The sequence below is a fragment of the Cyanobium sp. ATX 6E8 genome (assembly GCF_024346335.1).
In the GTDB taxonomy this organism is placed as follows: Bacteria; Cyanobacteriota; Cyanobacteriia; order PCC-6307; family Cyanobiaceae; genus Cyanobium_A.
The window spans coordinates 20044-43925 of record NZ_JAGQCT010000004.1 but is presented as its reverse complement, the minus strand read 5'-3'; the positions used below and the strand labels follow the sequence as shown (position 1 = coordinate 43925).

General features: G+C 64.3%; 26 protein-coding genes and 1 pseudogene. 20 read left to right on the top strand and 7 right to left on the bottom strand.

Annotated features, from left to right (window positions below):
• The first annotated feature begins 1 nt into the window (after position 1).
• The 5 genes from drmA to KBY70_RS05065 all read left to right on the top strand — a co-directional run bounded on the left by drmA (position 2) and on the right by KBY70_RS05065 (position 8666).
• Entirely contained in the window at positions 2-3553 is a 3552-nt protein-coding gene (drmA, locus tag KBY70_RS05085; RefSeq protein ID WP_254987647.1) for a DISARM system helicase DrmA, read from the top strand.
• Positions 3553-5475 carry a DUF1998 domain-containing protein gene (drmB, locus tag KBY70_RS05080; RefSeq protein WP_254987646.1) on the top strand — a complete coding sequence of 641 codons (1923 nt, stop codon included), beginning with the start codon at positions 3553-3555 and terminating at the stop codon, positions 5473-5475. Before drmA ends, drmB begins: the two co-directional genes overlap by 1 nt.
• Complete coding sequence (gene drmC / locus KBY70_RS05075; protein WP_254987645.1) at positions 5475-6287, top strand: DISARM system phospholipase D-like protein DrmC; 813 nt, start codon at positions 5475-5477, stop codon at positions 6285-6287. Before drmB ends, drmC begins: the two co-directional genes overlap by 1 nt.
• A 421-nt stretch (positions 6288-6708) precedes the next feature.
• Positions 6709-7500, top strand: a complete 792-nt coding sequence (locus KBY70_RS05070) for a transposase (protein ID WP_409996022.1) — start codon at positions 6709-6711, stop codon at positions 7498-7500.
• Positions 7467-8666: an ATP-dependent RecD-like DNA helicase gene (locus KBY70_RS05065; protein WP_254987644.1), complete on the top strand. Its 1200-nt coding sequence runs from the start codon at positions 7467-7469 to the stop codon at positions 8664-8666. The genes KBY70_RS05070 and KBY70_RS05065 overlap by 34 nt, the downstream gene beginning before the upstream one ends.
• Here the strand turns inward: KBY70_RS05065 and KBY70_RS05060 are convergent.
• From KBY70_RS05060 to KBY70_RS05045, 3 genes are all read right to left on the bottom strand, one after another.
• Entirely contained in the window at positions 8653-8982 is a 330-nt protein-coding gene (locus tag KBY70_RS05060; protein ID WP_094561415.1) for a hypothetical protein, read from the bottom strand. The genes KBY70_RS05065 and KBY70_RS05060 overlap by 14 nt on opposite strands.
• 396 nt (positions 8983-9378) lie before the next feature.
• Positions 9379-10071 carry a hypothetical protein gene (locus tag KBY70_RS05050; RefSeq protein ID WP_254987643.1) on the bottom strand — a complete coding sequence of 231 codons (693 nt, stop codon included), beginning with the start codon at positions 10069-10071 and terminating at the stop codon, positions 9379-9381.
• A 149-nt stretch (positions 10072-10220) separates the two neighbouring features.
• Complete coding sequence (locus tag KBY70_RS05045) at positions 10221-10892, bottom strand: DoxX family protein (protein ID WP_254987642.1); 672 nt, start codon at positions 10890-10892, stop codon at positions 10221-10223.
• A gap of 169 nt (positions 10893-11061) precedes the next feature.
• On the opposite strand from KBY70_RS05045, the gene KBY70_RS05040 reads away from it, so the two are divergent.
• From KBY70_RS05040 to KBY70_RS04995, 10 genes and pseudogenes are all read left to right on the top strand, one after another.
• Positions 11062-11265: a hypothetical protein gene (locus tag KBY70_RS05040; protein ID WP_315859691.1), complete on the top strand. Its 204-nt coding sequence runs from the start codon at positions 11062-11064 to the stop codon at positions 11263-11265.
• A gap of 223 nt (positions 11266-11488) precedes the next feature.
• Positions 11489-12202, top strand: a complete 714-nt coding sequence (locus KBY70_RS05035) for a lysophospholipid acyltransferase family protein (protein WP_094561380.1) — start codon at positions 11489-11491, stop codon at positions 12200-12202.
• Positions 12203-12224: 22 nt separating this feature from the next.
• Positions 12225-13067 carry an alpha/beta fold hydrolase gene (locus tag KBY70_RS05030; protein ID WP_254987641.1) on the top strand — a complete coding sequence of 281 codons (843 nt, stop codon included), beginning with the start codon at positions 12225-12227 and terminating at the stop codon, positions 13065-13067.
• 109 nt (positions 13068-13176) lie between these two features.
• Entirely contained in the window at positions 13177-13362 is a 186-nt protein-coding gene (locus KBY70_RS05025; RefSeq protein ID WP_254987640.1) for a hypothetical protein, read from the top strand.
• Entirely contained in the window at positions 13359-13952 is a 594-nt protein-coding gene (locus tag KBY70_RS05020) for a MarC family protein (protein WP_254987639.1), read from the top strand. Before KBY70_RS05025 ends, KBY70_RS05020 begins: the two co-directional genes overlap by 4 nt.
• Positions 13953-14010: 58 nt before the next feature.
• Entirely contained in the window at positions 14011-14229 is a 219-nt protein-coding gene (locus KBY70_RS05015) for a hypothetical protein (RefSeq protein WP_094561384.1), read from the top strand.
• Positions 14230-14597: 368 nt separating this feature from the next.
• A complete protein-coding gene (locus tag KBY70_RS05010) occupies positions 14598-14756 on the top strand; it encodes a hypothetical protein (protein ID WP_158217072.1) in 159 nt (52 codons plus the stop codon).
• Positions 14756-15256, top strand: a complete 501-nt coding sequence (locus KBY70_RS05005; protein WP_254987638.1) for a thermonuclease family protein — start codon at positions 14756-14758, stop codon at positions 15254-15256. Before KBY70_RS05010 ends, KBY70_RS05005 begins: the two co-directional genes overlap by 1 nt.
• 235 nt (positions 15257-15491) lie before the next feature.
• A complete protein-coding gene (gene istB / locus KBY70_RS05000; RefSeq protein WP_198953920.1) occupies positions 15492-16298 on the top strand; it encodes an IS21-like element helper ATPase IstB in 807 nt (268 codons plus the stop codon).
• 268 nt (positions 16299-16566) lie between these two features.
• Positions 16567-17921, top strand: a pseudogene (locus tag KBY70_RS04995) (cation:proton antiporter).
• Between the two features lie 257 nt (positions 17922-18178).
• On the opposite strand, the gene KBY70_RS04990 reads toward KBY70_RS04995, so the two are convergent.
• The 3 genes from KBY70_RS04990 to KBY70_RS04980 form a co-directional block, all read right to left on the bottom strand.
• Positions 18179-18337 (bottom strand): hypothetical protein, encoded by a 159-nt coding sequence (locus KBY70_RS04990; RefSeq protein WP_198953890.1) that lies wholly within the window; start codon positions 18335-18337, stop codon positions 18179-18181.
• Between the two features lie 75 nt (positions 18338-18412).
• Complete coding sequence (locus tag KBY70_RS04985; protein ID WP_254987637.1) at positions 18413-18796, bottom strand: hypothetical protein; 384 nt, start codon at positions 18794-18796, stop codon at positions 18413-18415.
• A gap of 17 nt (positions 18797-18813) precedes the next feature.
• Complete coding sequence (locus KBY70_RS04980) at positions 18814-19263, bottom strand: DCC1-like thiol-disulfide oxidoreductase family protein (RefSeq protein WP_094561387.1); 450 nt, start codon at positions 19261-19263, stop codon at positions 18814-18816.
• 59 nt (positions 19264-19322) lie between these two features.
• Between KBY70_RS04980 and KBY70_RS04975 the strand changes: the two genes are divergently transcribed.
• The 5 genes from KBY70_RS04975 to KBY70_RS04955 all read left to right on the top strand — a co-directional run bounded on the left by KBY70_RS04975 (position 19323) and on the right by KBY70_RS04955 (position 23596).
• A complete protein-coding gene (locus KBY70_RS04975; protein ID WP_254987753.1) occupies positions 19323-20513 on the top strand; it encodes an NAD(P)-binding protein in 1191 nt (396 codons plus the stop codon).
• Between the two features lie 240 nt (positions 20514-20753).
• Complete coding sequence (locus tag KBY70_RS04970; protein ID WP_254987636.1) at positions 20754-21131, top strand: hypothetical protein; 378 nt, start codon at positions 20754-20756, stop codon at positions 21129-21131.
• 4 nt (positions 21132-21135) lie between these two features.
• The gene (locus KBY70_RS04965; protein WP_315859690.1) at positions 21136-22341 is read left to right on the top strand and encodes a glycosyltransferase family 2 protein; all 1206 of its coding nucleotides are present in this window, start codon (positions 21136-21138) and stop codon (positions 22339-22341) included.
• Positions 22342-22384: 43 nt separating this feature from the next.
• Positions 22385-22678, top strand: a complete 294-nt coding sequence (locus tag KBY70_RS04960; protein ID WP_094561390.1) for a cell division protein SepF — start codon at positions 22385-22387, stop codon at positions 22676-22678.
• Positions 22679-22744: 66 nt separating this feature from the next.
• A complete protein-coding gene (locus tag KBY70_RS04955; protein WP_254987635.1) occupies positions 22745-23596 on the top strand; it encodes an acyl-CoA desaturase in 852 nt (283 codons plus the stop codon).
• 1 nt (position 23597) lies between these two features.
• Here KBY70_RS04955 and KBY70_RS04950 read toward each other — a convergent pair whose 3' ends face one another.
• The gene (locus tag KBY70_RS04950; RefSeq protein WP_094561392.1) at positions 23598-23819 is read right to left on the bottom strand and encodes a hypothetical protein; all 222 of its coding nucleotides are present in this window, start codon (positions 23817-23819) and stop codon (positions 23598-23600) included.
• Positions 23820-23882 lie beyond the last annotated feature (63 nt).

Here is a 23882-nt window from a genome sequence, read left to right as displayed (position 1 = left end):
GATGGCGACCTCTGCGCAGATTCGCAGCCAGCTGATCCAAGCCCTCACCCTGGATCTTGTGGGTCCAACCCCACACATCCTTGCCCAGCTGGAGCTGGACGGGCGCGCGGAAGAGGCAGCGGAACTGCGCGAAGAGGTGCTCGATCGGCCCCCCATCCGCTGGTACCAAAGCGGTTTCCTCATTCCAAGTGAGACCAGCCTGGGCGATCGTGCCGATGATGCGGCCGACGACGAGTTCGCGGGCCTCGATGGCCAGAACCTCTCCGCCAAACGCAAAAGCAATGCCAGCGCCGACGACACCGGTGCCAGTGAAGCGGGGCCGGCACGGCGGGTGTTCTTCACCTGCTCCGTTGGTTTAAGCCTGCTCATACCGGCCGCAACCGGGCTCGAGGTCACGGTGCATTGGGCCAGCTACAAGCCCACCACTCCGCCAGAAGACAGCAAGGCCGACGAGGCCTGGTTACGCGAACCCCACTCCGAGCCACTCAGTCTCCCGGCCGAGCTGTTTGATCCGAGCGGCCGATCGGCTCAGTCCAAGGAGGTGCCCGGCAGCGATGGCCTGATGCTCCGCTGGCACCTCAGGCCTGCTCCTGCGGATCAGGGCTACCCCCCTGGCGCTGTTGCTGTGAGCCTGTTCCTCACCAACGAACGCAGCTTCGAAGGGCGCAGCGCAGAAGACCGTGACCGCGCCAGTGCCTACCAGGTGCAGCTGGATGTGGGCTGCAGCACCGGCTTCCTGGAACGCCACGACCCGCGCGCCGCTGATCTGGACGCCAACGCCAACGACTGGGACCATCGCGTCAACAATCTCCACTACCGGGGTGACCACGAATTCGCCGTGGGGCACAACATCTCCGTGGCTCCCCGGATTGATGCCAGCGGCCACTGCCACCAGATCAGCACCACCTGGCTGCCCCAGGCCACTGTTGAAAAGGTGCTGCCCAGGGTTGAGGAGCTGGAAGCCGGCGGTCTGGTGCTGTCGATGGCGGAGCTGGATCGTCTGGCCAGCGAAGGGGCTGGCCTGCTGCAGGCAGCCCTGAGTCCTCTCGTGACGGCTTACACAGAGTGGATCGAGAAGCAGGGCGCTACGGCGGCCACGGCCAGCAAGCAGCAGCAGGCCACCGCCACTGAACTCCTGCAGGAGGCCAGCAAGCAAGCCAGGCGGATCGAACGAGGCATCGAAGCGCTTGAAAACGAACAGGTGAGGCTGGCCTTTGCCATCACCAACCGGGTGATGGATGCTGCGGCCCGCCAGCGTTTTGGAGTCATGCGCGGCCTCAAACCAGCCGATGTGAAGCCCTGCTGGCGTCCGTTCCAGCTCGCCTTCCTCCTGATGAACCTCGTGGGGATGCTCGAGCCCACCGATGCGGACCGCGACACCATCGATCTGCTGTTCTTTCCCACCGGCGGCGGCAAGACCGAGGCCTACCTGGGTTTGGCGGCCTACACGTTGCTTCTACGCAGGCTGCGCCACGAAGGATCGATCGAGTCAGCAGGCATGAGCGTGCTGATGCGCTACACCCTCCGCCTGCTCACCCTCGATCAGCTCGGGCGGGCCTCCACCTTGATCTGCGCTCTGGAGCTGGAACGCCGCAAGGATCCCCAGCTGCTCGGCAAATGGCCCTTTGAGATCGGCTTGTGGGTGGGGCAGAGCGGCACCCCCAACAAGCTGGGGCACAAGGGAGATGGCGACGACAACAGTGCCCGCTCCCGCGTGCTGGCCTGGAGCGGTGGCGATAACAAGCCGATCCCGATCGACAACTGCCCTTGGTGCGGCACCGAGCTGGGCAAAGCCTCCCTTCTCGACGACCGCCCGGCAGTGGTGCGCGGGGTGTTCCGCTTGCTCCCCGATGCCGATCACCCGACGGAGCTAAGGGTCTGTTGCCGCAATCGTCAGTGCCGCTTCTCGGGCGACAGCACCCTGCCTCTGGTGGCCGTCGACGAGATGCTCTACCAACGCCTGCCGGCCTTCGTGATTGCCACTGTCGATAAGTTTGCCGCTCTGCCTTGGGTGGGAGCGACCGGAAAGTTGTTCGGCCGCGTGTCCCATACCCAGCCAGGCAAGGGCTTCTTTGGACCCAGTGATGGCAGTGATCAAGCAGGTGGGCTGCTGCCCCGTGGACTGGAGCCCCCCGATCTGATCATCCAGGACGAACTGCATCTCATCTCCGGGCCGCTGGGCTCGATGGGCGGTCTCTATGAAGCCGTGATCGATGAACTCTGCGCACGCCAGGTGGAGACATCCAACGGAGCGCAAACCGTACGGGCCAAGATCGTGGCCTCCACCGCCACCGTGCGCCGCGCCAGCCAGCAGATGCAGGCTCTGTTCGGCCGCTGCAGCCCACCAGCCGTCTTCCCGGCCCCCGGCCCTGATCGGCGCGATTCCTTCTTCTCCTACACCGCCTCGGTGTCAGAAGCGCAAGGGAGGATCTACGTCGGTGTGTCAGCACCGGGTCGCAACATCAAGGCCCTGCTGCTGCGGGTGGGACTGGCCTTGATGAGCACGGCCCAGAAGCTCTACGCCCAGGCCGAAAAGGAACGAAAGGCCCGCGAGAAACGAGGCGAAGACAAGGGGCCCAACCCGGTTGACCCTTACATGACCTTTCTGGGTTACTTCAACACCATCAAGGAGCTCGGCATCACCCGCCGGCTGCTTGAAGAAGAAGTCACCTCCTTGCTCACCACCTACGACCAGCGTCGTCGTCTCAACGAAAGCAGCGCGCGATACGCCCGCCGCAAGATCGCCAATGAACCCTTGGAGCTCACCTCACGGGTGCCCACCTCAGAAGTCAGCACCACCAAGGCCCGCCTCGAGCTCAGCTTCGACAACGAGAAGCAACGGGTCGATACGGCACTGGCCACCAACATGATCTCGGTCGGTCTCGACATCAGCCGCCTCGGCCTGATGGTGATGCTGGGCCAGCCCAAAACCACCGCCGAATACATCCAGGCAAGCAGCCGGGTCGGTCGCGACGACCAGCGCCCTGGCCTGGTGGTGGTTCTGCTCAACCCCAACCGCCCGCGCGACCGCTCCCACTACGAGCGCTTCAGCTTCTGGCACTCGGTCTTCTATCGCGATGTGGAGGCCACCAGCGTTACGCCCTGGTCGTCGAGAGCCCTGCAGCGGGGGCTGCCGGCCATCACGGTGGCGCTCGCCAGGCACCTCAGCCCCGAGCTCAGCTGGGCCAAAGATGCAGGCAACGCTGAGGCGATCGATGCCATCCAGGCTGAAGTGGCCCAACGGCTGGGTGATCGGGCCCGCCGCTCAGCCCCCAGCAAGGCCCTCAGCGAACACACCCAAGCTGAAGTACATCAGCGAGTGATGAACCTGCTCGACAAGTGGATCCGCATCGCCCGTGATAACGGCGGGCTGCTTCAGTACGGCCGAGAAGCGGGGGAAGTGGCTCCCCTGCTTCATACCCCGCTGGACCCCGATCTCAAGGAACTCAAAGCGATGGAGCAGGAATTCCTGGCCAACTGGAGCCTGCGCGATGTGGAACCGAGCGCTGCTCTGATCCGCCAACGCCCCGATGGCGATGGGGAGGGGAGCTGATGGCTCGCCAGCCCACCAGCCGCCCCCAGGGGGAAGTGCGGCACAGCCAGCTCATCACCACCTATGGCCCAGGCGCCATGGTGGATCTGCCCGATTGCTCCGTGGTGATCGGGGGCCTCAACTTCTGGATGTATGGCCCCGATCAGCCCCCTGAAGAGATCGATGAACCACGACTGATCGCCAAGCTGCGCCAAAGCCTCAATGTGGGCTCCCTGCGCTTGCGCAAACCCCCTGTCTACGACGTTGGACCCGGCGGTCAGAGCCGCCCGGGCGGCATCCGCAGTCCCGAGTTCCCCAATTGGTTCGTGGCCCAGCTGGATGAAACCAGGGAGTTTGATGGCAAGATCTACCGCAGCCGCCCGCTGGTGGAGGGCGCACGCCTCGACAAACGCAAGTACGTCGATGCAGACCGCAAGGCGCATCGCGTCGTACCAGTGCGCTTCGTGCAGAGCTGCCCCAATGGCCATCTCAGCGATATCGACTGGCGTGAGTTCGTACACCGCGGCAAAACAACATGCCGGTCCACACTTTGGCTCGATGAGGCCGGGGCGGGCAACGACTTCACCGAGATCTTTGTGCGCTGCTCCAATCCAACGTGCATGGAGAAGCACGGGCGCAGGCAGCTGTCGGAGGCCAAGCAAAAACTCAAAGGCGACGATGACGAGCGACCCGCGCTCGGTTTCTGCCAGGGGCATCGGCCCTGGCTGGGTCCTTTCGGCCAGGAATTCTGCGACAACGGCAAGGGCAATGGCGGCAGCTATGCCAATCGCCTGCTGGTGCGTTCCGCAAGCAATGCCTACTTTCCCGAGTTGATCTCGGCAATCTCCATCCCCGAACCGATTGACGCTGTGCGGGAGGTGATCAGTAACCATCTCAAGGCCTTTGAGAAGATCACCAGCGCCGCAAAACTCGAAGTTTGGCTGGAAGACTTCGCTCCCGACCACATCAAAGAGCCTCTGGCTGGCACAGCGCCTGATTTGATCCTCCAAGCCTTGGAAGCCATCCGTGGCGGTGAGGCTGCTCCGGAGAAGACCGAGGCCCTCAAGCGCCAGGAGCTTCGCGCCTTGATCGGCCCCATCGATGGGCTCCGGCGCGGCACGGGCAGCAGCCGCTTTGAGGCCGAAAACCTTGATCTAGCAGCCAAACCAGCTTGGTTCCGGCAGCGCGTCAACCGGGTGTTGAAGGTGCACCAGCTGCGGGAAGTGATGGCCCTGCTCGGATTCACCCGACTGGAGCCCGTGGTCAGCCAGATCGATGGTGATCCCCTCGACCTAGGCGTCAAACGCGCCCAGATCGATGTGAAGGAAGCCACCTGGCTACCGGCCGTGGAAAACCTCGGGGAGGGGATCTTCCTCAGCTTCGATTCAGACGCCATCCGCAACTGGCTCAAGAGTGACGGTGCTGCTCAGCACCTCTCAAAGCACCGTGATGCCTTCAAAACCTGGAACAAAGAGCACGGGCTCACGGAGGACAAGTTTCAGTGGCCCGGCGGCGCCTACGTGATGCTGCACAGCCTCGCCCATCTGCTGATCACCGAAGCCGCGCTTGATTGCGGCTACGGGGCCTCGGCAATCAAGGAGAGGATCTACGCCTTCGATGACATCGGTTACGGCATCCTTCTCTACACCGGTGGCAGCGGTTCGGAGGGCTCGCTCGGGGGCCTGGTGGGCCTGGCTGATCGCATTGATGAACTGCTAGCGATGGCGCTGGAGCGAGCCGCCCTGTGCTCCAACGACCCCTTCTGCGCCAGCCATGAACCCAACAGCGAACTGGAGAAGCGTTACGCCCATGGCGCTGCCTGTCATGGCTGTCTGCTGATCGCCGAAACCAGCTGTGAACGCCGTAATGAGTTTCTCGATCGCGCCCTTGTCGTGCCCACCTTGATCCAGCGCGATGCGGCCTTCTTCACGGAAGGCCCCTGATGGCAGCGGCCTTCCCCCATCTGAGTACCGCAGAACTGGAGACCCTGCTGGCGGCACTGGATCCCCAACGCGGCGACTCCGGTTCCCTCGCCGACAGCCTCGCTGATCCTCCAGCTTTTCTGGCCAGGATTGGTCTGGTGGCTGGCCCGGTTGCACTGGTCGCCTGGCTGGAGAGGTGGCGAGCTGCAGGCGGGAGCCAGGAGGCTCTGCTCATGGCCGTGCAAGCCCTTTTGGATCAGCGGCGCTGTGAAGCCGCAGCCCGCTCGATCGAACTGGTGTGGTCCGGCCCTGATGCAGGAGCAGGCTCAATCACCCGCGATCAGTCGGTGTTGATCCGTCAGTTGGTGGAGCGCGCCGAACAGCGCCTGCTGCTCACCACCTACGCCTTTTACAAAGGCCCTTTTATCAAAGAGTTGTTCCAGCTGATCCGCGAGCGCATGCTTGCGTTGCCGAAGCTGCAAGTTCGAATGGTCTGCAATATTCAGCGTGATCGAGGTGATACCGCGAGTCCAGAGACTCTGATCCGTAAGTTTCAGCAGCAAACCTGGTCACGCCTCTGGCCTGAACCGCCTGCTCCTGCCTTGTTCTTCGACCCCCGTTCCCTTGCCCTCGAAAGAGAGAAGGCTGTCTGTCACGTCAAGGCGGTAGTTGCCGATCAGGAGTTGCTCGTCACCAGTGCCAACCTCACTGATGCCGCGCAGCTGTCGAACTTCGAGCTGGGCCTGCACCTCAGCAGCCCAGCCCATGCCGATGACGTCTGGGATCATTTCGACCGTCTGATTCATCAGGGTCTCTTGCAAGCCGTTGGTTGAAGTTTGCACTTCATCAGGATGTGTATCCAGCCAAAAGCTGGTTGGGAGGCCTTCGCTGAGATTTCAGCGTCGGTGACCGACCCGCAGCAGTCCGCCTTTGTCCGCGGGCAAAGGTATCAGCTGCTGCGCACCCTGATCGGTGTCTCCAACTCGCTCCAGCCACGGCCCTCGCGCCCTGTTGCAGCTGGTAAGGAGGAGCATGGCAGCAATGACAACTCCATAAAGACCGGCTTGCGCCTGCGGCCTCCCAGAGCTGAGCGCCCTGCCCGCGTCCCAGGCAGTGGTGTAATTCCCCCGGCATCCCCACCCCGGCGTAGCCGGGGTGGGGCGCGCATCTCAGGCGATCGGCTCCACGGCTGACGTTGCAAGGGGTGGGCAGGCCCGTTTCCCTGGTTCGAGTACCACCTCAACCAGACGAACCATGCCCAAGCAACAGTTTGACGCGTCTTCCCTGCTGCCGCTACTGAATGGCAGCAGTGCAGGGGAGCTGATCCCTGAACTGGCCACACGCGGCCTGCAGCAGCTGATCGAGCTGGAGCTTGCCGCCTTCCTCGGTGCGGACTGGCACGAGCGCACGGAAGAGCGTCTCGGCCACCGCAACGGTTACCGGCCCCGCACCCTGACCACCCAGGTTGGGGATCTCGCCCTGCAGATCCCCAAACTGCGGGCCGGCAGCTTCCTGCCCACGATCCTCGAGCCCCGCCGCAGGGTCGATCAGGCCCTGTACGCAGTGATCATGGAGGCCTACATCAGTGGCGTCTCCACCCGCAAGGTCGATTCCCTGGTGGCGGCGCTGGGTTCCCAGAGCGGCATCTCCAAGTCCCAGGTGAGCCGTATCTGTCAGGACATCGACCAGCAGGTGCAGGCATTCCTGGGCCGGTCGCTGGAGAGCAGCAGCTACGCCTACGTCTACCTGGATGCCACCTACCTCAAGGGGCGGCTGGGCAAGGCCCTGCAGGTCTGCTCCCGCGCTGTCGTCGTCGCCATGGGTGTGAACGAGGACGGGCGCCGGGAGTTGCTGGGCAACTCCTGCGGAGAAGGCTTCGCCTACAAGGTGGGTAACAGTGAGAGCGAGCCCTTCTGGGCGGAGTTCATCTCCCACCTCAAAGAGCGGGGTCTGGGTGGCGTCAAGCTGGTGATCTCTGCCGCCTGCAGCTGGCGGCCAGTCAGAAAGCTGCGGTGGAGCAGGCCCTGGCCAGCAAACTGTTGGTGATTACGGGTGGGCCCGGCGTGGGCAAGACCACCTTGATCAACGCGATCCTGCAGATCCTGGCGGCCAAGAAGCTGCGCATCCAGCTCTGCGCCCCCACCGGCCGCGCCGCCAAGCGGATGGCAGAGGCCACCGGTCTGGAAGCCAAGACCATCCACCGGCTGCTGGAGTTCGACCCGGCCAGCTACGGCTTCCGGCGTGGCGCCGAGCTGCCTTTGGAGTGCGACCTGCTGGTGGTGGATGAGACCTCGATGGTGGACGTGCCGCTAATGGCCTCGCTGCTGGCCGCCATCCCGCCGGAGGCGGCGCTGCTGCTGGTGGGGGATGTGGACCAGCTGCCCTCGGTGGGTCCGGGTCAGGTGCTGGCCGATGTGATCGCCAGCGGGGCCGTGCCGGTGACGCGGCTCACCGAGGTGTTCCGCCAAGCGGCCAGTAGCCGCATCATCACCACCGCCCACGCCATCAACAGCGGCACCATCCCCGACCTGCGTGCTCCAGCTGACGGGGCGAGCAGCGATTTCTATTTCCTGCCGGCCGAAACGCCCGAGCAGGCGGTGGCCCTGATCCTCAAGGTGGTGGGCGAGCGCATCCCGGCCCGTTTTGGCTTCGATCCGGTGGGCGAGGTGCAGGTGCTCTGCCCGATGGCTCGCGGCGGTTGTGGCTCAAGGTCGCTGAACATCGAGCTGCAGCAGCTGCTCAATCCTGATCCCGCCGAGCAGGTGGAGCGCTTTGGGTGGCGGTTTGCGCCGGGCGACAAGGTGATGCAGATCGCTAACGACTACGAGAAGGAGGTGTTCAACGGCGATGTCGGCACCATCGATGCAATCGACAGCGACAACAGCGAACTGAGCGTGCTGTTCCCCGCCAGCGAGGCTGGTGTCGCCGGCAGCCGGGCGGTGATCTACGGCTGGGGAGAGCTCGACCATCTGGTGCCGGCCTACGCCTGCACGATCCACAAGAGCCAGGGCAGCGAATACCCGGCGGTGGTGATCCCGCTGCTCACGCAGCACTACGCGATGCTGCAGCGCAACCTGGTGTACACGGGCCTCACCCGCGGCAAGCAGCTGGTGGTGCTGGTGGGCAAGAAGAAGGCCCTGGCCATGGCGGTGAAGAACCACCTGGGCCGCAGGCGCTGCACCAAGTTGGCGGAGTGGCTCAGCGGCTCTTGATGCAGTAGTTTCCGGATGAATACCAGCCCAACGGGCAGGACTTGCCGGTTTTCTGAATCGCCTCGCGGTCATTGCTGGGGCTACTGACGCAGTAGTTGCCCGAGGAGTAGAAGCCCAACGGACAGCCCCCGCCCACCTTCTCAATGGCGCCGCGGGTGTTGCCACCGGAGCTGGGCACGCAGTAGCCACCGGAGATGTAGTAGCCGAGGGGGCACCCTCCCACTTTCGGCAGGGGCTGCACCGGCTGCTGAGCTAGGGCGCTGCCGGTGAAAAGCGTCCCGATGGCGAGGGCAAACAGCAGCGAAAGGGGAGCCATGGTGAGCTGGTTCAGAGCACCAGATTGGCGCCATTCCGCAGCCGGCGCAGTAGCCATGCAGGGGCTGCATTGAAAGGCTGCCCGTGCAAACTCCAGCGATGGCAAGCAAGGCTCTGCTGGTTGTAGCGGCATTGACGGCCCTGGCCTGGCCGCCTGGTGGAGCTGCCCAGGGAGTTATGGCCACGGTGCTGTCGATCGGTGACGGCGACACCATCCGCGTACGCCAAGCCGGCAAGGCCGTCACCGTGCGGCTGGCCTGCATCGATGCCCCTAAAACCGCCCAGAGTTTTTACGGCCAGCAGCCCGCACTGATCTGCAGCAACACCTCCCCCTCGGCCAGACCGGTCTTTACCGCCATTGAGTGGAGCGGCGCCATCATTGGGCGGCTCGGAAACATCAGGCCGCCCAGGGCGGAGCTGGGAAGACCGTCAGACAGTCCTCCACCACAAGGGTGTGGTCAGCCTGGCTGTCAACGCGAAAGCGTCCCCAGGTCGCCATCGGTTCAGTGCTGATCACTCGAAGCGGCCAGTCGAGGCGTTGACCGCCGTAGGTGAGCCCCACACAGGTGAGGCTGGCATCGTCGCCCAGCAGGCTCCAGAGCACGGAGAGTCTGCTGCGCTCGTAAGGCGCCGAAGCCAACTCCTCGGGGCAATCAGCGATCGAACCCGGCTGCAGGCTGAGGCGAAGGTCGCGCTCCCAGCTCAGAAAAGTGCCGTCTTGCGTGGGATAAAACCAGCAGGTGGCATTGCTCAGCTCGCCCAACGCCACGCGATCGAGGCACTGCAGGCTTGTGGGCTCCTCTGGTTCACCTTGGTAGACACCGAGCCAGTGGTGCTGTGGCTCGATCCGCAGGATCAGGGCATCACACAGCATCTCGGTGCCATCGCTGCTGCGGCGCTGCTCACCAGTGAGGCGGCCATCGACAGGGAGCCCGCCCAGGTCGGGGTGATCGGCGCCCCGATTGAAGATCCGCAAGGAGAAACCGGAGGAGGGTCCTAAAGCCTGAGCCACCTGAAGATCCTCCAGTGAGGTGTTGGCTTCTGGCAGCAGCGTGGCCGGGGCTACCACGAAGATCAGCGGTGGGGTCATGGCGACAGAAGGTATTCAAGGCATTGGCCTTGGAGGGAGGCTCGATTACGGCGAGGATCCCTCCCTCACTCTGATTGGCGCCACTGGGTTCTGGGGGGCCAAGTCGGTGGCCCCTTAGCGAGGGAGCATCGGCGCCAGCGCTGGTTGGCTCAACCCCGGGACCCTGAGTTCACGCTGATGGGGATGGCGCGCAGCTCGCCGGCTTCCACTGAAGAGACACCAGCATCAGAGGCAGCGGATTCACTGAGGTCAACTAGCAACACAGGGATGATGCCAGCATCAAAGGAGAAACGACCGGGGCCGTTGAACAGCAGGGCGAGGCTGCCGCCGAGATAGAGGAGCACCAGCTCCAGCACATAAATGTTGAGGCCGGCGGTGGAGATGTGCTGATAGGCCGCCACCGTCATCGTGCCGCTCAGGGCCAGGGCACCCACGGGCGTGAGCAGGCCAAGGATCACAAGCCAGCTGCCGATCAGCTCCGAGAAGCCGGCGGCGTAGGCGAAGAACAGCGGGAAGGGCAGGTGCAGCGAGGCCACATAGGTGTTGGCGAACTGCTGGGGATCGGCGAGCTTCTCCTGGCCATGGTGAATCATCAGCCCGCCGATGCTCAGGCGCAATAGCAGCAGACCGACGGAAGCAAGCAAACCTGGGCGCTGCAGGTAGGCGCGGACGGCAGGCGCTACTGCCGCGAGCCCAACCAGAGGTGCAGATCTAGAGGCGGGAATGTCAATCGCGACGAACCTGTTCATCGAGAAGAACCAAAGGGCGACACAGGCGGCCATGAAGCCGCCGAACAGTTCGAGCAGGGTGTACGTGGACATGGGGTGGGGTCGTTTTCAAAATCATGGCAAGCTTCGTTAAGGAACGTGAAGCGCCACGGGCACCAATGCCATCCCTGTCACGGCGTGCCTTAAGGGCGGCGGCACGGAGCCCCAGACCTCACGGACGCTCCGCCAGGCCGCCAGGATGTAACGAGTTCGTTACAAACCGATGACTACAGGCGAGCTGTTTCTTGAGAGCCTGAGCTCCGGGGTGATCACCCAGGCCGAGATCGACTGGCTGTTGAGCCAGCAAGATCACCTCCCCAGGTCTGAGCAGGCGGCGATTCAGCGGCTGGGCCGCTTGCTCGATCAAGGGCAGATCCAGCTGGGCTGCCGAGTCGCACCGCACCTGCAACGCACCGCCAGGAGCTGAACGAGTGGATCGAACCGCTGGTGAGGCGGCGCAGATCCTCCCTGGCCTGAACCGCCTGAAGCAAAACGGCTCGACAGTGCGGTGATCCGCCAGGCTTGACGCTCGCACCGTCCCATCTCTTGATTCAAAACTATCTGATATAGGAGATCCTGCAGCCCCGGCAAAAAGAGGAACTCGGCAAACACACTCCGATCCCACCACCGAGAGTGGCAAGACAGCAAGCATGAAACGCACTATCCCCTTGCAACTGTCTCGCAGCCTGCTTGAAGCCGCTCGAGTTTCAGCGTCGTTGCATCATCTTGAAAGAATACCCACCAGAAATAGACTGCTTATTGTCAGCAACCATCGCAGCCTGCTAGATGCTCCCCTGCTGATGTCGGCAATCAGTCGCCCCGTGCGATTCGTCTGTCACTATTACATGAGCCAGGTGCCGCTATTGCAGCAGGCAGTTGCGCTGATGGGTGCCTTTCCACTCGAGGCTGATCAGCGAACGCAGTCGTCGTTCTTTCAGCAGTCGGCCAGGTTTCTGCAAGCCAATGAGGTGGTGGGTGTGTTTCCTGAGGGTGCGGATCCGATGGTGAAGGTCAAACCCCCCCAGCAGCTCAGCCCGTTCCATAGGGGCTTTGCCCATCTTGCCCTGAGGGTGCCTGTGGATGGCCTGGCGATCCTGCCGGTTGCGATTGCTTCAAGGGAAGAAAAGCAGGGAAGGCTTGCTCCGCTTGCCTTGTTTCGGCGCTTCGATCCATCGGAAGCATTGTTTCAACGCGATGGCTGGCACTCTGCAATCCTTTATCGGCATGTTGATGTTTTCTTTGGCCATCCTCTGCTGATCGATGAGGGTTGGAAATCTCGGTACTGCGGCAGCAGTGGAGCTGCTCTAGCCCGAGAACTCACCCATGCCTGTTGGAGCCAGATCGCGGAAATGTTGGCCCAGTGAGACTGATCAGTCCTCCCAAACCATGAACACCACCCCCAAGTCCCTGCGGCTCATCGCTTGCACATCTGCAACACCGTCTCGGCCGCTGTTTGTCTTTTTGCCGGGCATGGATGGCAGTGGTGCGTTGCTTCAACCACAGGTTCCTGGACTCAGCAGTGGCTTTGACATTCGCTGCTTGTCCATTCCCCCAGACAACCTCAACGGTTGGGACGAGTTGACCGAGCAGGTCGCCGCTCTAATCCAGATTGAGCAGCAACGGCATCCTGGACGAATGACTACCGTTTGTGGTGAATCGTTTGGTGGTTGTTTGGCGTTGAAATTGTTCACGCGCTTTCCGAAGCTGTGTGATCAACTGATTCTGGTCAATCCCGCCTCATCAGCGCAGTGTCAACCCTGGATCGGTGTCTGTAGCTCTTTGACTCAGCTGCTGCCGGCACCGATTTACCAGCTCTCCACCTTAAGCCTGTGCAATCTGCTGATTCAATCCCATCGGGTCAGCAGGTCAACACGGCAGCAGCTGCTGACTGCCATGCAGGCTGTGAAGCCTCAAAGCGCTGCCTGGAGATTGGCATTGCTCCGACAGTTCCGCCTGGAGGATCTTTCCCTTGATCGCGTGCGTCAGCCTGTTTTAATCCTGGCCTCAGAAGCGGATCGACTCCTGCCTTCCCGAAGTGAAGCGAAGCGATTGTCACGCTTTCTTCCAAACACCACAATCGTTCACCTTCCGGATAGTGGGCATGCCTGTCTTCTGGAGGATCAACTCAATTTGTCTGCCATTCTCAAGTCGCAGGGTGTTTGTCCTGACCTTTCGCTGTCCACGTTGCCGGTGAAGGTGCCAGCCCAGGCAGCTGCAGCTCTCTGGTAGCCCGCTGGATGTGGGTGAAGCCTGCGACACCAGTGGAGGGAACCGTGCGGGAAACCGGCCGCGCCTCGCATGCCCACCGCTTAACGTTTTGTAATACTGCCTAAGAATCATGCTGGATTCAGATCTCAGCCGCCTGTTCGTTGTTGAAACCCAGGCCAGAGCCATCGATGCCTGCAACGACGTGGCCGAGCTCCGGCGCATCGCCAAAACACTGCTGACGGCCTGGCATCTGCAGGCCGACATGACGCGGCACTTTGGCGCCCAGGCGCTGGGCATCACCCCGCACTCGCCATGAGCCTGTCCACGCTGGCGGTGGGTCTGCTGGCGCTAAGTGACCCGGTGGGGTTGCTCAGCATTGTGGGCCAGGCCGGTGCCGGGAGCGATTCCCGCCTGCGGAGGATCAGTCGTCTGGCGGTGCTCACCTACCTGGCTGTGCTGCTGGTGGCTTGCTGGTGGGGATCAGGCCTGCTTGGACTATTTGGGATCAGCCTGCAGGCTTTCAGGGTTGCTGGTGGCCTGATCCTGCTGCCGTTGGGGCTGAGGTTGCTGGAGGGGCGGCCGGCGCTGCTGGGAAGTGCCTTGGCGGATGATCCGGCAGCGGCGATTGTGCCGATCGGGGTGCCGTTGATGGCAGGTCCCGGCACGATCTCACTGGTGGTTGCGGAAGCTCCCGACGCCTGGACCGGGCGACTGCTGGTGAGCCTGGTGATCTGCGCCATGGCTATGGGGCTCTACCTATTCCTGCAGCTCACGCCGCGGCTGCGGGGCTGGCTTGGTCAGACCCGCGAACGGGTGTTGCAGCGCTTGATGGGTCTCTTGATCACTGCGGTGGCGGTGCAGATTCTGGTGAACGGGCTGAAGGGCTGTTTCCCTATCCTTGCTTGAGAGGGGCTCGGAAGGACTGAGAATGAGCCTGGCCAGTTCCTGATCTCTCCTCAACACCATGCCTGCTGAAGTGGTGATCGAGGGAACAACGCTGCGATTGGCAAGACCCAGCGATGTCGCCGTTGTGCGGCGTGTTGCGGCCCATTTCCAGCGCCGCATCGCTGAGGACGACTGGCGCCCCTACCGGAGCAGAGCGGATGCGGTGCGGGCCTGGACCCGGCTGGGGGGCATCCGCCTCCAAGTGATGCAGGCGCTGAGTCTGCTGAGCGAGTCGTGAACGTTCGCTGCATCGCAGACACCAGCCGCACCCGATCTCGCAGGTGGTGCTGAACGGCCCCAGTGATGGAGCGACCCAGAGAAGGCGCTGGAGTGCTTGCCGGCTTTACAGCGGGGAGTGGAGCGGACCTGGCATCACGGGCACGCACGCAGGACAGCAGCCTGGCGGGCAGGACACTGCTGATGGCAGTGAGTAGCAGCGGCACCGGCAACCGGATCATGACCAGCCCCGACTGCCTCAGAGCCGCTGTTGCTCACCGCCGCAAACTGCCTGTGATGGGGCGACCAGCAGAGCGAGCACCAGCCCAGATCGGACGGGGAGCTGCGCACCGCCCAGCCGGCTACCGGGTGATGGTGAGCCCCAGAACCATGACTGACACCACGACACCCCTCCCAGCAATGGGCTCGCGCTGCTGGCGCGATCTGATCAGCCCCGAGACCGGAGCCAAAGTGCTCAGCCTTGCGGCCGAGACGCCCAAGGAGGATCCGATGGTGGAATTAACCTACGACGAAGGCGGCAGCGGCTAGTGGCCGCCCTCGAGCTGCTGGCGCAGCGCGGCGATGGCCTTCTTCTGATCCCGCATCACCGACATGGCGCTGATCTCCAGCCGCTCCGCCGCGGCCGAGAGGTCTCCCTCGAAGTCAAAACCACCGATCGCTACGGCCGTTCTGTGACCGAAGTGATCAGTGACACCAACATCAACCTAGTGCTGGTGGAAGACGGCCAGGCCTTTGCTTACCGCCAGTATCTGAGCGGCTGCGATGCCAAGGAGTACCTGGATGCCGAGCACCGGGCGAGTCGGCGCCGCTATGGCATCTGGCAGGTGCCCGGTGGCATCACCCGCCCCTGGAACTTCCGCCGCGGACGCCGTTCAGCCGCCATCCCTGATGGCACCACTCCCGGCGGGCGCCGCTATCGCTGCGGCGAAATCAGCTTCTATGACCGCGGCCAGGAGCTGCTGCACCAGGGGCATACCTACCTGGATGGCAATGGTGATGGAGAGGCCTGCGAAATATTGCGGCGCTGAGCAGCCAACAACAAGCAGCTGCGCAATAGCGGTGATCGCGACGCCGCCGCTCGGCTGATGGTCGAGGCGCTGTATGTCGGCTGCCGAGTGGCCGGCTACGAGCCAGTGCTCGCCTGGCTCGAGAAGGCCCACCAACGGCAGGGGCTGTCGCTGGCGGCGCTGCAGCAACGCTTCCGGCTGCCGCCCCATCGCCCCCACCCGCCACAACGCATTTCCCAACACACGCTGCAGAGCTATGACGACCTCCTTGCCCTCCATTCCGCGGCCCCAGGCGGCGGAAGCCGCCCTGCCGATCCTGTTGCGACAGCTGCGGTTGGCATGGATCCGCTGCCACTGGCAGAGCATCGCCTCGCAGGCTGAGGGCGAGGGCTGGAGCCACAGTCAGTTTCTCTATGCCCTGTGCGAGCAGGAGGTGGAGCAACGCCAGCAGGCCCGCCAGCACCGGCTGCTGCGCGCGGCCCATCTGCCCTGGAGCAAAGCGCTGGCGGACTACGACCATGGCGGCCGGATCGAGACCCACCGGTGGCAGGAACTGGAGGCCTTGAGCCGCCAGAGCGAGTGGCTACAGCGGGGCGAGAACGTGCTGCTGTTCGGCCCCAGCGGTGTGGGCAAGACACACCTGGCGGTCGGCATCGCCCTGGCGCAGATCGGTCTGGATCAGGCCTGCCGCTTCTATCCCGCCACGAGCCTGGTGCAGGAGCTGCAGAAGGCCCGCGCCGAGTACAACCTGCCGGCAGCGCTGGAGCGGCTGGATCGCTACCCGCTGCTGCTGATCGATGACATCGGCTATGTGCGGCGGGATGAACAGGAGAGCAGCGTGCTGTTTGAGCTGATCTGCCACCGCTACGAGCGCCGATCGCTGCTGATCACCGCCAATCAGCCGTTCACCGCCTGGGATGAGATCTTCCCAAGCAGCTCAATGACCGTGGCGGCGGTGGACCGGCTGGTGCACCACTGCCACATCATCGAGATCAGCGGCGACAGCCACCGCCGCGCCCAGGCAAGCCGGCGCAGCGGCAGCCAACAGCCACAGCAGCCGTAGAGAAGCGGAGAACAGCCCGGGAGATTGTCGTCCAGGGCAAGGTTCAGCGGAGGTCTCGGCGACTAACCGGCCAACGTGGTTGTCGCCTGGTGCCGATCAGAGGAACTTAGTGCTGGCAATGGCTCGGACTGATGGGTAGCTCAGTTTTCGTGTCGCCTCCAGCGTCATCGCCCCCCGGTTGTCGCCGGCGACAACCGGGGGGCGATCAGTTCCCCTAACCGGCCAACTTGATTGACGCCAATCGGCCAAGGGGCTTGACGCGGGACAGATGTTGTCGATCTCTCCGGTGTTGCTGGAGTTCAGTTCCCACCAGCTTGAAGTGGCGGAAACCCTGATTCAGGTGGGTCGCTTTGTGGTGATCTTCATCGCCGCTCGGGCCATCGCCGAAGTGATGGTGCGGCTGCAGCTGCCCACCATCCTTGGGGAGTTGGTGGCTGGGGTGTTGATCGGGATCTCGGGCCTGCATCTGATCGTGCCGCCAGAAACCCAGGCCCAGCTCAGTGCCGGAGTTGCCGGCCTGCTGGCCTCCCTGGCTCAGATCAGTCCTGAGGCGGCGCGCGAGGTCTACAGCGAAACCTTCCCCAACCTGCAGGCGGTGTCACAGCTGGGGCTGTTTGCTCTGTTGTTTCTCACGGGCTTGGAGAGCGAGCTCGATGAGCTGGTGGCTGTGGGCGTTCAGGCCACCACGGTGGCTGTGGCTGGTGTGGTGCTGCCCTTTGCCCTGGGTACGGCTGGCCTCTATTTCCTCTTTCATGTGCCGCTGATTCCAGCGGTGTTTGCTGGTGCCGCCATGACGGCCACCTCGATCGGCATCACCGCCAGCGTGTTTGGCGAGTTGAAGTGGCTCAAGAGGCGCGAGGGCCAGATCGTGATCGGTGCCGCTGTGCTCGACGACATCATCGGCATCGTGATCCTGGCGGTGGTGGTGGCGATCGTGGGCGGTGGCGCCTTCAGCCTGGGCCCGGTGTTGAAGTTGTGTCTGGCGGCGGTGGCATTTGTGGCGGTGGCCCTGGTGCTGAGCCGTAAGGCCGCACCCGCCTTCGACTGGGTGGTGGATCAGCTCAAGGCGCCCGGCGATGTGGCCGTGGCCAGCTTTTTGGTGCTCACCGTGTGCTGCTTTGCCGCCCAGGCCATTGGCTTGGAGGCGGCCCTGGGGGCCTTCGCCGCTGGCTTGATCCTGAGCGCCTCGAAGCACACCCACGACATCGATGCGGCGGTGAAGCCCCTGGTGGCCCTGTTTGCCACCGTGTTTTTGTGCTGATTGGCACCGGCCTGGATCTTTCGGTGCTCAACCCCTTCGATCCGGCCAATCGGGAGGGCCTGATCGTGGCCGCGTTCCTGCTGGTGGTGGCCATGGCCGGCAAGGTGGCCGCCGGCTGGAGCTACCTCAGCACGGAACCCACCAACCGCCTGGTGGTGGGGCTGGGCATGATGCCCCGCGGCGAAGTGGGCTTGATTTTTCTGGGCCTTGGCAGCCAGGCCGGCATCCTCACCCCCGCCCTGGAGGCCGCCATCCTGCTGATGGTGATTGGCACCACTTTCTTGGCGCCGATCCTGCTGCGGATTGTGATTCCCAGCGAGCCTGGCGAGGGCGGAAGTCTCCAGTCAGAGCAGCCAGCCTGACCCTGTGCCCCTGACACCCCCCCCCGCATGCGCTCGATTCGGAGCGCAGGTGTGGCGTTGGCGCGGAGTCATGGCACCCTTAGGCCTCGCCTTCCCTGTCGCTCGTGCGGCACGGCCACAGAGCTAACCGCTGCAGACATCTGGGGCTGCGTCGCCTGGGGCCATCAGACGAAGCGCATCAGATGGCGCGGCCCCGCCGCGATGGACTCTCGGCCGCTGATCCGGGTCATGGCCCGTGGTGCAATCCCTGAGAGCAATCAGCCGACGCTGCCGTGCCCGGGAGCCCACTGGTGGATCAGTTGTTCGAGGCGCACGAGCTGGTAGCGGGTCTGCTCGTTGGGCTGCTCGGAGTAGGCGCTGCGCAGGCTGTTGAGTTCAGCGTCGAGAGAGAGCAACACGGGATGGTTGTCGTTCACGGACTGGTCCCTAAACCAATTGCCTAAATCTTAAGCCTTCCTTTAGCGGCGGGCTTGTGAAACCGCTGTATGTGCTCAGCCGCTGACGCCGGAGGCGTGGGGAAGGGGTCCGTTTTGGTCGGAGCGGAAGCTGAGGGGCATGGCCTGAGCGTGCTGCTGAAGCAGCTCCAGCAGCCGCTCAAACACCTTGCGGGTGTGGGGAGCGGTGGCGCCCATCGCTTCGCGGCTGAGCAGCACCAGCTCCAGCTCCTTGCCGTCGGCTTTCGATTGCACATCGGCAAACAGCTGCATTCGCTGGCTTTCGCCGCCTCCGCGGATCATGGCGCTGAGGTGGGCCGGGGTGCGGTGCTCGATCTCGGCATTCAGGGCCTCAAGCACCGGATGGAGGGCCCCAAGCATCGCCTCTGGCGCCATGGCAGGGCTGGGTTTGAGCATCACCAGAAAACGGGCCACAACCACTCCCTTTGTAGAGAACGCTACTTGTTGCGACCGGCGCCAACGGCTTGGTCGGGGTCGAGCGGTAGGCCCTTGATAGCGAGGGCCAACCGCCGCGCCAGCAGCAGCAGTGGATAGGTGCGGCGGGCCCGCTGCGGCGTTGCCAGCAGGGGACCCAGCAGCTGGAGCAGGGAGGTGCTGGGGTGCAGCCGGCTGCAGATCCACTGAATCGCTTCAGCGCCGTGCAGCACCCGCCCTTCAGCGAGCACCACCGCTCCCTGGCTCAGGTCCCAGCCCTGCTGACGCAGTTGCCGGCGCAGAGCGTGGTCGCTGCGCCCATCCCGGATCGTCAGCCCCGCGATGCCACTGCGCAGTTCGCTCAGTTCGGCGAAGTGGCGGCAGAAGGGGCAGCCGCCGTCAAACACCAGCACCGGTTGCTCTGATGCCAGTTGCACAGATGCCGTTTGCAGAGACGCCGGGTGGTCAGCCATCGGCTGCAGTCTTGGGGATCGCTGTCATCCTGAAGGCAACGCAGGCTTCGTTGGTGTCGATGCCCCGATCGGGCCCTGAATCCATTGCTGTCATCGGTGCCGGGGTTGCGGGCTGCGCGTTTGTGGCCCAGCTGCGGCGGCTGGGCCATCGCGGCTCAGTGAGCCTCTGGGAGACCGGTCGCGGGCCCGGCGGGCGGGCCAGCACCCGTCGTTCCCGCCACGATGCCGCGCTGCGCATCGACCACGGTGCGCCGCTGCTCAACATCACTGGAGAGACCGATCCGCTGTTGCTCCAGCCCCTGCTGGCCGGCGGTTGGCTTGAGCCCTGGTCGGGGGTGATCGCCCAGTTGCAGGGGGAATCAACCCTCAAGTTGGGTCAGGCCGATGCCCTGGGGCTGGGACAGCTCTACCGGGGGGCCGGTGGCATGGATCATCTGGGCCAGGGTTTGCTCCACCTCGCCGGTGAGAACGTCGATGCCCACTACGGCACCCTCGTGCGCCACCTCAGCATCGAGGACGGTGTCTGGCAGTTGTGGGGCCGCGAGCGGGAGCTGCTGGGCCAGGCCCACTGGCTGGTGCTGAGCAGCACCTTGCTGGCCCACCCCCGCAGCCGCATGATCTTCGGCTGGGATGACGTGCCCCTGAAGCAGGCGGTGGCCCCGCTGGCGGATCTGCAGCTCGACCACGCCCTCACCTTGATCGCCGGCATCCGCACCGAGGCCCGCAGCAACCTGCTGGTGATGTTGGATGCCGTGGCAGCAGGCCCCTGGCGGGCTTTGCCTTTCGGCCTGCTCCATTTGGACGCGGCGGCCCAGCAGCACTGGGGGCTGCAGCGGATCACCGTTCAGCCCCTGGCTGACGGACGCTGTGCCGTGGTGGCCCATTCCACCCATGCCTTTGCCGCCGACCACCTTGATGTGTACGGCACCCATTCCGCCGTGGCCCGCATGCTGAAGTTGCCCCCGGATGAAGGCCGCGAAGACATCGTGGTGGCGGCCCTCACCACCGCCTTGGAGCAGGTGATGGGCCTCTGGTTGCCTCGGCTTGATTTGGGCCAAACCGACCGCCAGCTGATGCGCTGGGGTGCCGCCTTCCCCCTGGCGCCGGGGCTGCCCTCAGAGCTGATGTTCTGCCCCCGCAGCCGGGTGGGCTTCTGCGGCGACTTCATCGCCGGTGTCGGTTTTGGGCGCATCGAAGGGGCCCTGCGCAGCGGTGAGCTGCTGGCCCATGAGCTGTTGGCCTTCACTTGAGCGGGGCTGTTTGATGGCGACGGCTGTTTCATTTCAGACGGCTGTTTCATTTCAATTGATGCAGCGTTGCGACAGTTCCCCCGGACGGTGACCGATGTGATTGCCGCGTCTGGTCCGGGGGGGTTATCAGTTGGAGCAGAGACGTCCTTTGCGTCTTGGAGTGCCATGCGGCCGGTTCCCCCACCCACTGCTGCCTGTTCCGACCGGCATGCTCTGCCCCGGCGGTGGCGGCAATTGCCTGTGGCTCCCGCGCAGCAGCTGGATGTGGTCAACCAGGCAGCCCGCTATTTCGCCCATCACTTTTCTGAAAACATCGAACTCGAGGTGATGGCCAGCTCGATCGGGGTGAGTGCCGAGTGGCTTGATCTCTGTTTTGACCACTGCCGAGGCAAGACACCGTTTCAGGCGTTGCAGCACTTTCGCCTCAGCCGCCTGTTTGAGGGCATTGCCGAACATCCCCAATCCACCCTCCAACAGCAGGTGCATCGCTGCGGTCTGGCTTCGGTGATGGCGGCCAACCGGCTGTTTGAGGAGTTGTTTGGTATTGGCCTGGCCCCCTTCCGCCGGGTCTGCCGTCGTGCGGCCGCCGATCGGCTGCTGCACCATCGCTGCCCCTGACCTCGTGAGTGGCCTCTTGAGTGCTCTGGCCCTGGTGTCGTGCCTGGGGCTGGGGGTGATGCTGGCGTTGTTGGAGCGCACCTTCCGCACGGCGCCGGTGCTGCAAGCGGCTCCTGCCGGCGCTGGCGGCTTGGAAGCCCCCCTGTCTGGCCAAAAGCCCACCTCCTGCACCGTGGTGGTGCCGGCCTACAACGAGGCCGACAACATCGGCGACTGCGTCACGGCGATCCTCGCCAGTGAGGACCCATGCCCGCGCTGGTCGTTGCTGGTGGTGGATGACGACTCCAGCGATGCCACCGCTGAGCTGGCCCGGGCCGCGGCGGCGGGAAATCCCGGCTTTGTCCTGCTGCAGGCCGGCGCCCGGCCGGCCGGTGAGCGCTGGGTGGGCAAAAACTGGGCCTGTCACCGTGCCAGTGAGCAGCTCGACAGCGATTGGATGGTGTTCATCGATGCCGACGTGCGGGTGGAGCCCGGGGCCCTGCGGGCTGCCCTGGCGGATGCGCAGGCCCATGGGGCCGACCTGCTCACCCTGGCGCCGCGCCTGCGCTGCGGTTGCTTGGCGGAGTGGCTGGTGCAGCCGATCATCGCCAGCCTGCTGGGCCTGGGCTTCCCGATCGCGCGGGCCAACGATCCCGCCGATCCCCTGGCTTTTGCGGCGGGGCCGTTTCTGCTCTTCTGCACCCAGGCTTACCGCGCCGTGGGTGGCCATGCCGCCGTGGCTGGCGAGGTGGTGGAAGACCTTGCCCTGGCGCGGGCGATCAAGGGTCAGGGGTTCCGGCTGCGCTACCTGCTGGGCCTCGATTGGCTGACCCTGCGGATGTACGGGGATTTCGCCAGTCTGTGGGAGGGCTGGACCAAAAACTGGCTGCTGGGCCTCGACCGCGACGTGCTCAAGGCGCTGGGGGCCGGCGCCGTTGTGGTGCAGCTTTACGCCATTCCCTGGCTGCTGCTGCCCCCAGCCCTGTGGCTGGTCTGGCAGGGCCCTGCTCCACTGGCGCTCCTGCCGCTGGTGCTGGCGTTGCTGGGCATTGCCCTGCAGCTGGCGATCCGGCTGTGGAGCTGCCGTCGCTTCGCGACCCCGCTCGACTGGTGGTGGCTGGCCGGCTTGGGCGGGCTGGTGATCGGCGCCATCGCTCCGGTGTCAGTGATCAAGACCCTCAGCGGCCGGGGCTGGACCTGGCGGGGGCGCTCCTTGCAGAGCCCGGGTTAGGGCCATACGTTGAGGGCACAGCGCCATCGGGGTTGCCCCAGGGATGCAGAGCCCATTTGGCGATTGGTTGCCCGAGGTGGTGGTGTTCCACCCCACCCGCTTTGAGGAGGCGCAGTGGATCGTGCACCACGTGCGCGAGCGCAAGACCGTGGTGGTGCATGCCGGGGCGATGGAGCGCAGCGAGGCCCAGCGCTTGATCGACTTTGTGGCCGGGGGGGTGAGCGCCATCGATGGTCAGGCCGAATGCCTCGATCCGCTCACCTTCATCTTTGTGCCAGAGATCGTGGCCCTGCGTCGCGATCCTGGCGGCCCCGATCCTGAGCGCAACCTGCGCTGAGCAAGATCCGGTGCCGCAGGCTGCAGCGTTCTGCCTCCTAGGCTTTGCGATTGGTCAGGAGAGGGCTTGGTTCCCCGTCTAGGTCGCGTTCTATACGCCTTCGGCCCTGTTCTGATCATTGCCAGTCACTTCGGCTGCCTGCTGCTCCTCTGGACCGGGCTCAGCGTCGGGGCAGCCCTCTGGGGCTTGGGTCTTTACCTGGTGCGCATGCTCGCCACCACGGCGATTTACCACCGCCTGATCACCCATGCCAGCTATCGCGCCGCCCGACCGGTGGTCTGGATCGGGGCCGCGGTGGCGGCCTCGGCTGGTCAGATGGGGCCGAGCTGGTGGAAGGCCCATCACCAGGAGCACCACCGCCACGTCGATACGGCCGCCGATCCCCACACCCCCCTGGCGCCCTCGGCGGGATGGCGAGGCCTGTGGCGCTCCCAGGTGGGGTGGTTGCTGAGCTCCAGCTTCTTTCCGGCCAGCCTGCCGGCCGACGTGGAGGCGGATCCAGTGCTGCGACTGATCGATCGGCTCCATTTCGTGCCGGCACTGTTGTTGGCTGGCCTGTCCTGGCAACTGGGGGGTCTGCCTTGGCTGGCAGCCTTCTGCCTCAGCACCACGGTGCTGTTCCACGGTGTGGCCAGTGTCAATTCCCTGGCCCACCTGCTCGGGGATCAGCCCTTTGCCACCGGTGATGCCAGCCGCAACAACGGCTTTGTGGCGCTGATCACGCTCGGTGAGGGTTGGCACAATCTCCACCATGCCTTCCAGGCGTCAGTGCGCCAGGGCATCACCCTGCACGCTGGTCGCCCACGGCTGCTGATCGATCCCACCTACCGCTTCATTCGCCTGCTGGAGCGTTGTGGTTGGGCCTGGGATCTGCGCGTGCCGAGTCAACGTGCCCTACTGGCCCGCGCCGCTGACTGAGTCAGATGGCTCCGGCCACCAGGCTCAGCTGCAGCCAGCAGCCGCCTGGGGCCAGCTTCTCGACCACCATGCTCTGGAGGTGGTCGTTGGCCGCCAGGTGGGCAAAGGTGTCGGCGTCATCGCGGGTGTTGAAACGGGCCGCCTGCACCTGCAGCGGCACACTCTGCTCGCGCTCGACGACAGCGCGAACGCGATAACGACCCGAAGCGATGGGATCATCCATGAGGCAATTCTGAGTCCCTTTCGCTGGAATCGCGACGGCCTTCAGGGTTTTCGCGACATTGCG

What these genes read in the sequence shown, in the direction of transcription:
- KBY70_RS05015 (WP_094561384.1), top strand. Translation starts at nt 14,011, where the DNA reads ATGCCTGCTGAAGTGGTGATCGAGGGAACAACGCTGCGATTGGCAAGA.
- KBY70_RS05070 (WP_409996022.1), top strand. Translation starts at nt 6,709, where the DNA reads ATGCCCAAGCAACAGTTTGACGCGTCTTCCCTGCTGCCGCTACTGAAT.
- KBY70_RS04950 (WP_094561392.1), bottom strand. Translation starts at nt 23,819, where the DNA reads ATGGATGATCCCATCGCTTCGGGTCGTTATCGCGTTCGCGCTGTCGTC.
- istB (WP_198953920.1), top strand. Translation starts at nt 15,492, where the DNA reads ATGACGACCTCCTTGCCCTCCATTCCGCGGCCCCAGGCGGCGGAAGCC.
- KBY70_RS05030 (WP_254987641.1), top strand. Translation starts at nt 12,225, where the DNA reads ATGAACACCACCCCCAAGTCCCTGCGGCTCATCGCTTGCACATCTGCA.
- KBY70_RS05060 (WP_094561415.1), bottom strand. Translation starts at nt 8,982, where the DNA reads ATGGCTCCCCTTTCGCTGCTGTTTGCCCTCGCCATCGGGACGCTTTTC.
- KBY70_RS05020 (WP_254987639.1), top strand. Translation starts at nt 13,359, where the DNA reads ATGAGCCTGTCCACGCTGGCGGTGGGTCTGCTGGCGCTAAGTGACCCG.
- KBY70_RS05050 (WP_254987643.1), bottom strand. Translation starts at nt 10,071, where the DNA reads ATGACCCCACCGCTGATCTTCGTGGTAGCCCCGGCCACGCTGCTGCCA.
- KBY70_RS05025 (WP_254987640.1), top strand. Translation starts at nt 13,177, where the DNA reads ATGCTGGATTCAGATCTCAGCCGCCTGTTCGTTGTTGAAACCCAGGCC.
- drmB (WP_254987646.1), top strand. Translation starts at nt 3,553, where the DNA reads ATGGCTCGCCAGCCCACCAGCCGCCCCCAGGGGGAAGTGCGGCACAGC.
- KBY70_RS04960 (WP_094561390.1), top strand. Translation starts at nt 22,385, where the DNA reads ATGCAGAGCCCATTTGGCGATTGGTTGCCCGAGGTGGTGGTGTTCCAC.
- KBY70_RS04975 (WP_254987753.1), top strand. Translation starts at nt 19,323, where the DNA reads ATGCCCCGATCGGGCCCTGAATCCATTGCTGTCATCGGTGCCGGGGTT.
- KBY70_RS05035 (WP_094561380.1), top strand. Translation starts at nt 11,489, where the DNA reads ATGAAACGCACTATCCCCTTGCAACTGTCTCGCAGCCTGCTTGAAGCC.
- KBY70_RS05010 (WP_158217072.1), top strand. Translation starts at nt 14,598, where the DNA reads ATGACTGACACCACGACACCCCTCCCAGCAATGGGCTCGCGCTGCTGG.
- drmC (WP_254987645.1), top strand. Translation starts at nt 5,475, where the DNA reads ATGGCAGCGGCCTTCCCCCATCTGAGTACCGCAGAACTGGAGACCCTG.
- KBY70_RS05045 (WP_254987642.1), bottom strand. Translation starts at nt 10,892, where the DNA reads ATGTCCACGTACACCCTGCTCGAACTGTTCGGCGGCTTCATGGCCGCC.
- KBY70_RS04980 (WP_094561387.1), bottom strand. Translation starts at nt 19,263, where the DNA reads ATGGCTGACCACCCGGCGTCTCTGCAAACGGCATCTGTGCAACTGGCA.
- KBY70_RS05040 (WP_315859691.1), top strand. Translation starts at nt 11,062, where the DNA reads ATGACTACAGGCGAGCTGTTTCTTGAGAGCCTGAGCTCCGGGGTGATC.
- drmA (WP_254987647.1), top strand. Translation starts at nt 2, where the DNA reads ATGGCGACCTCTGCGCAGATTCGCAGCCAGCTGATCCAAGCCCTCACC.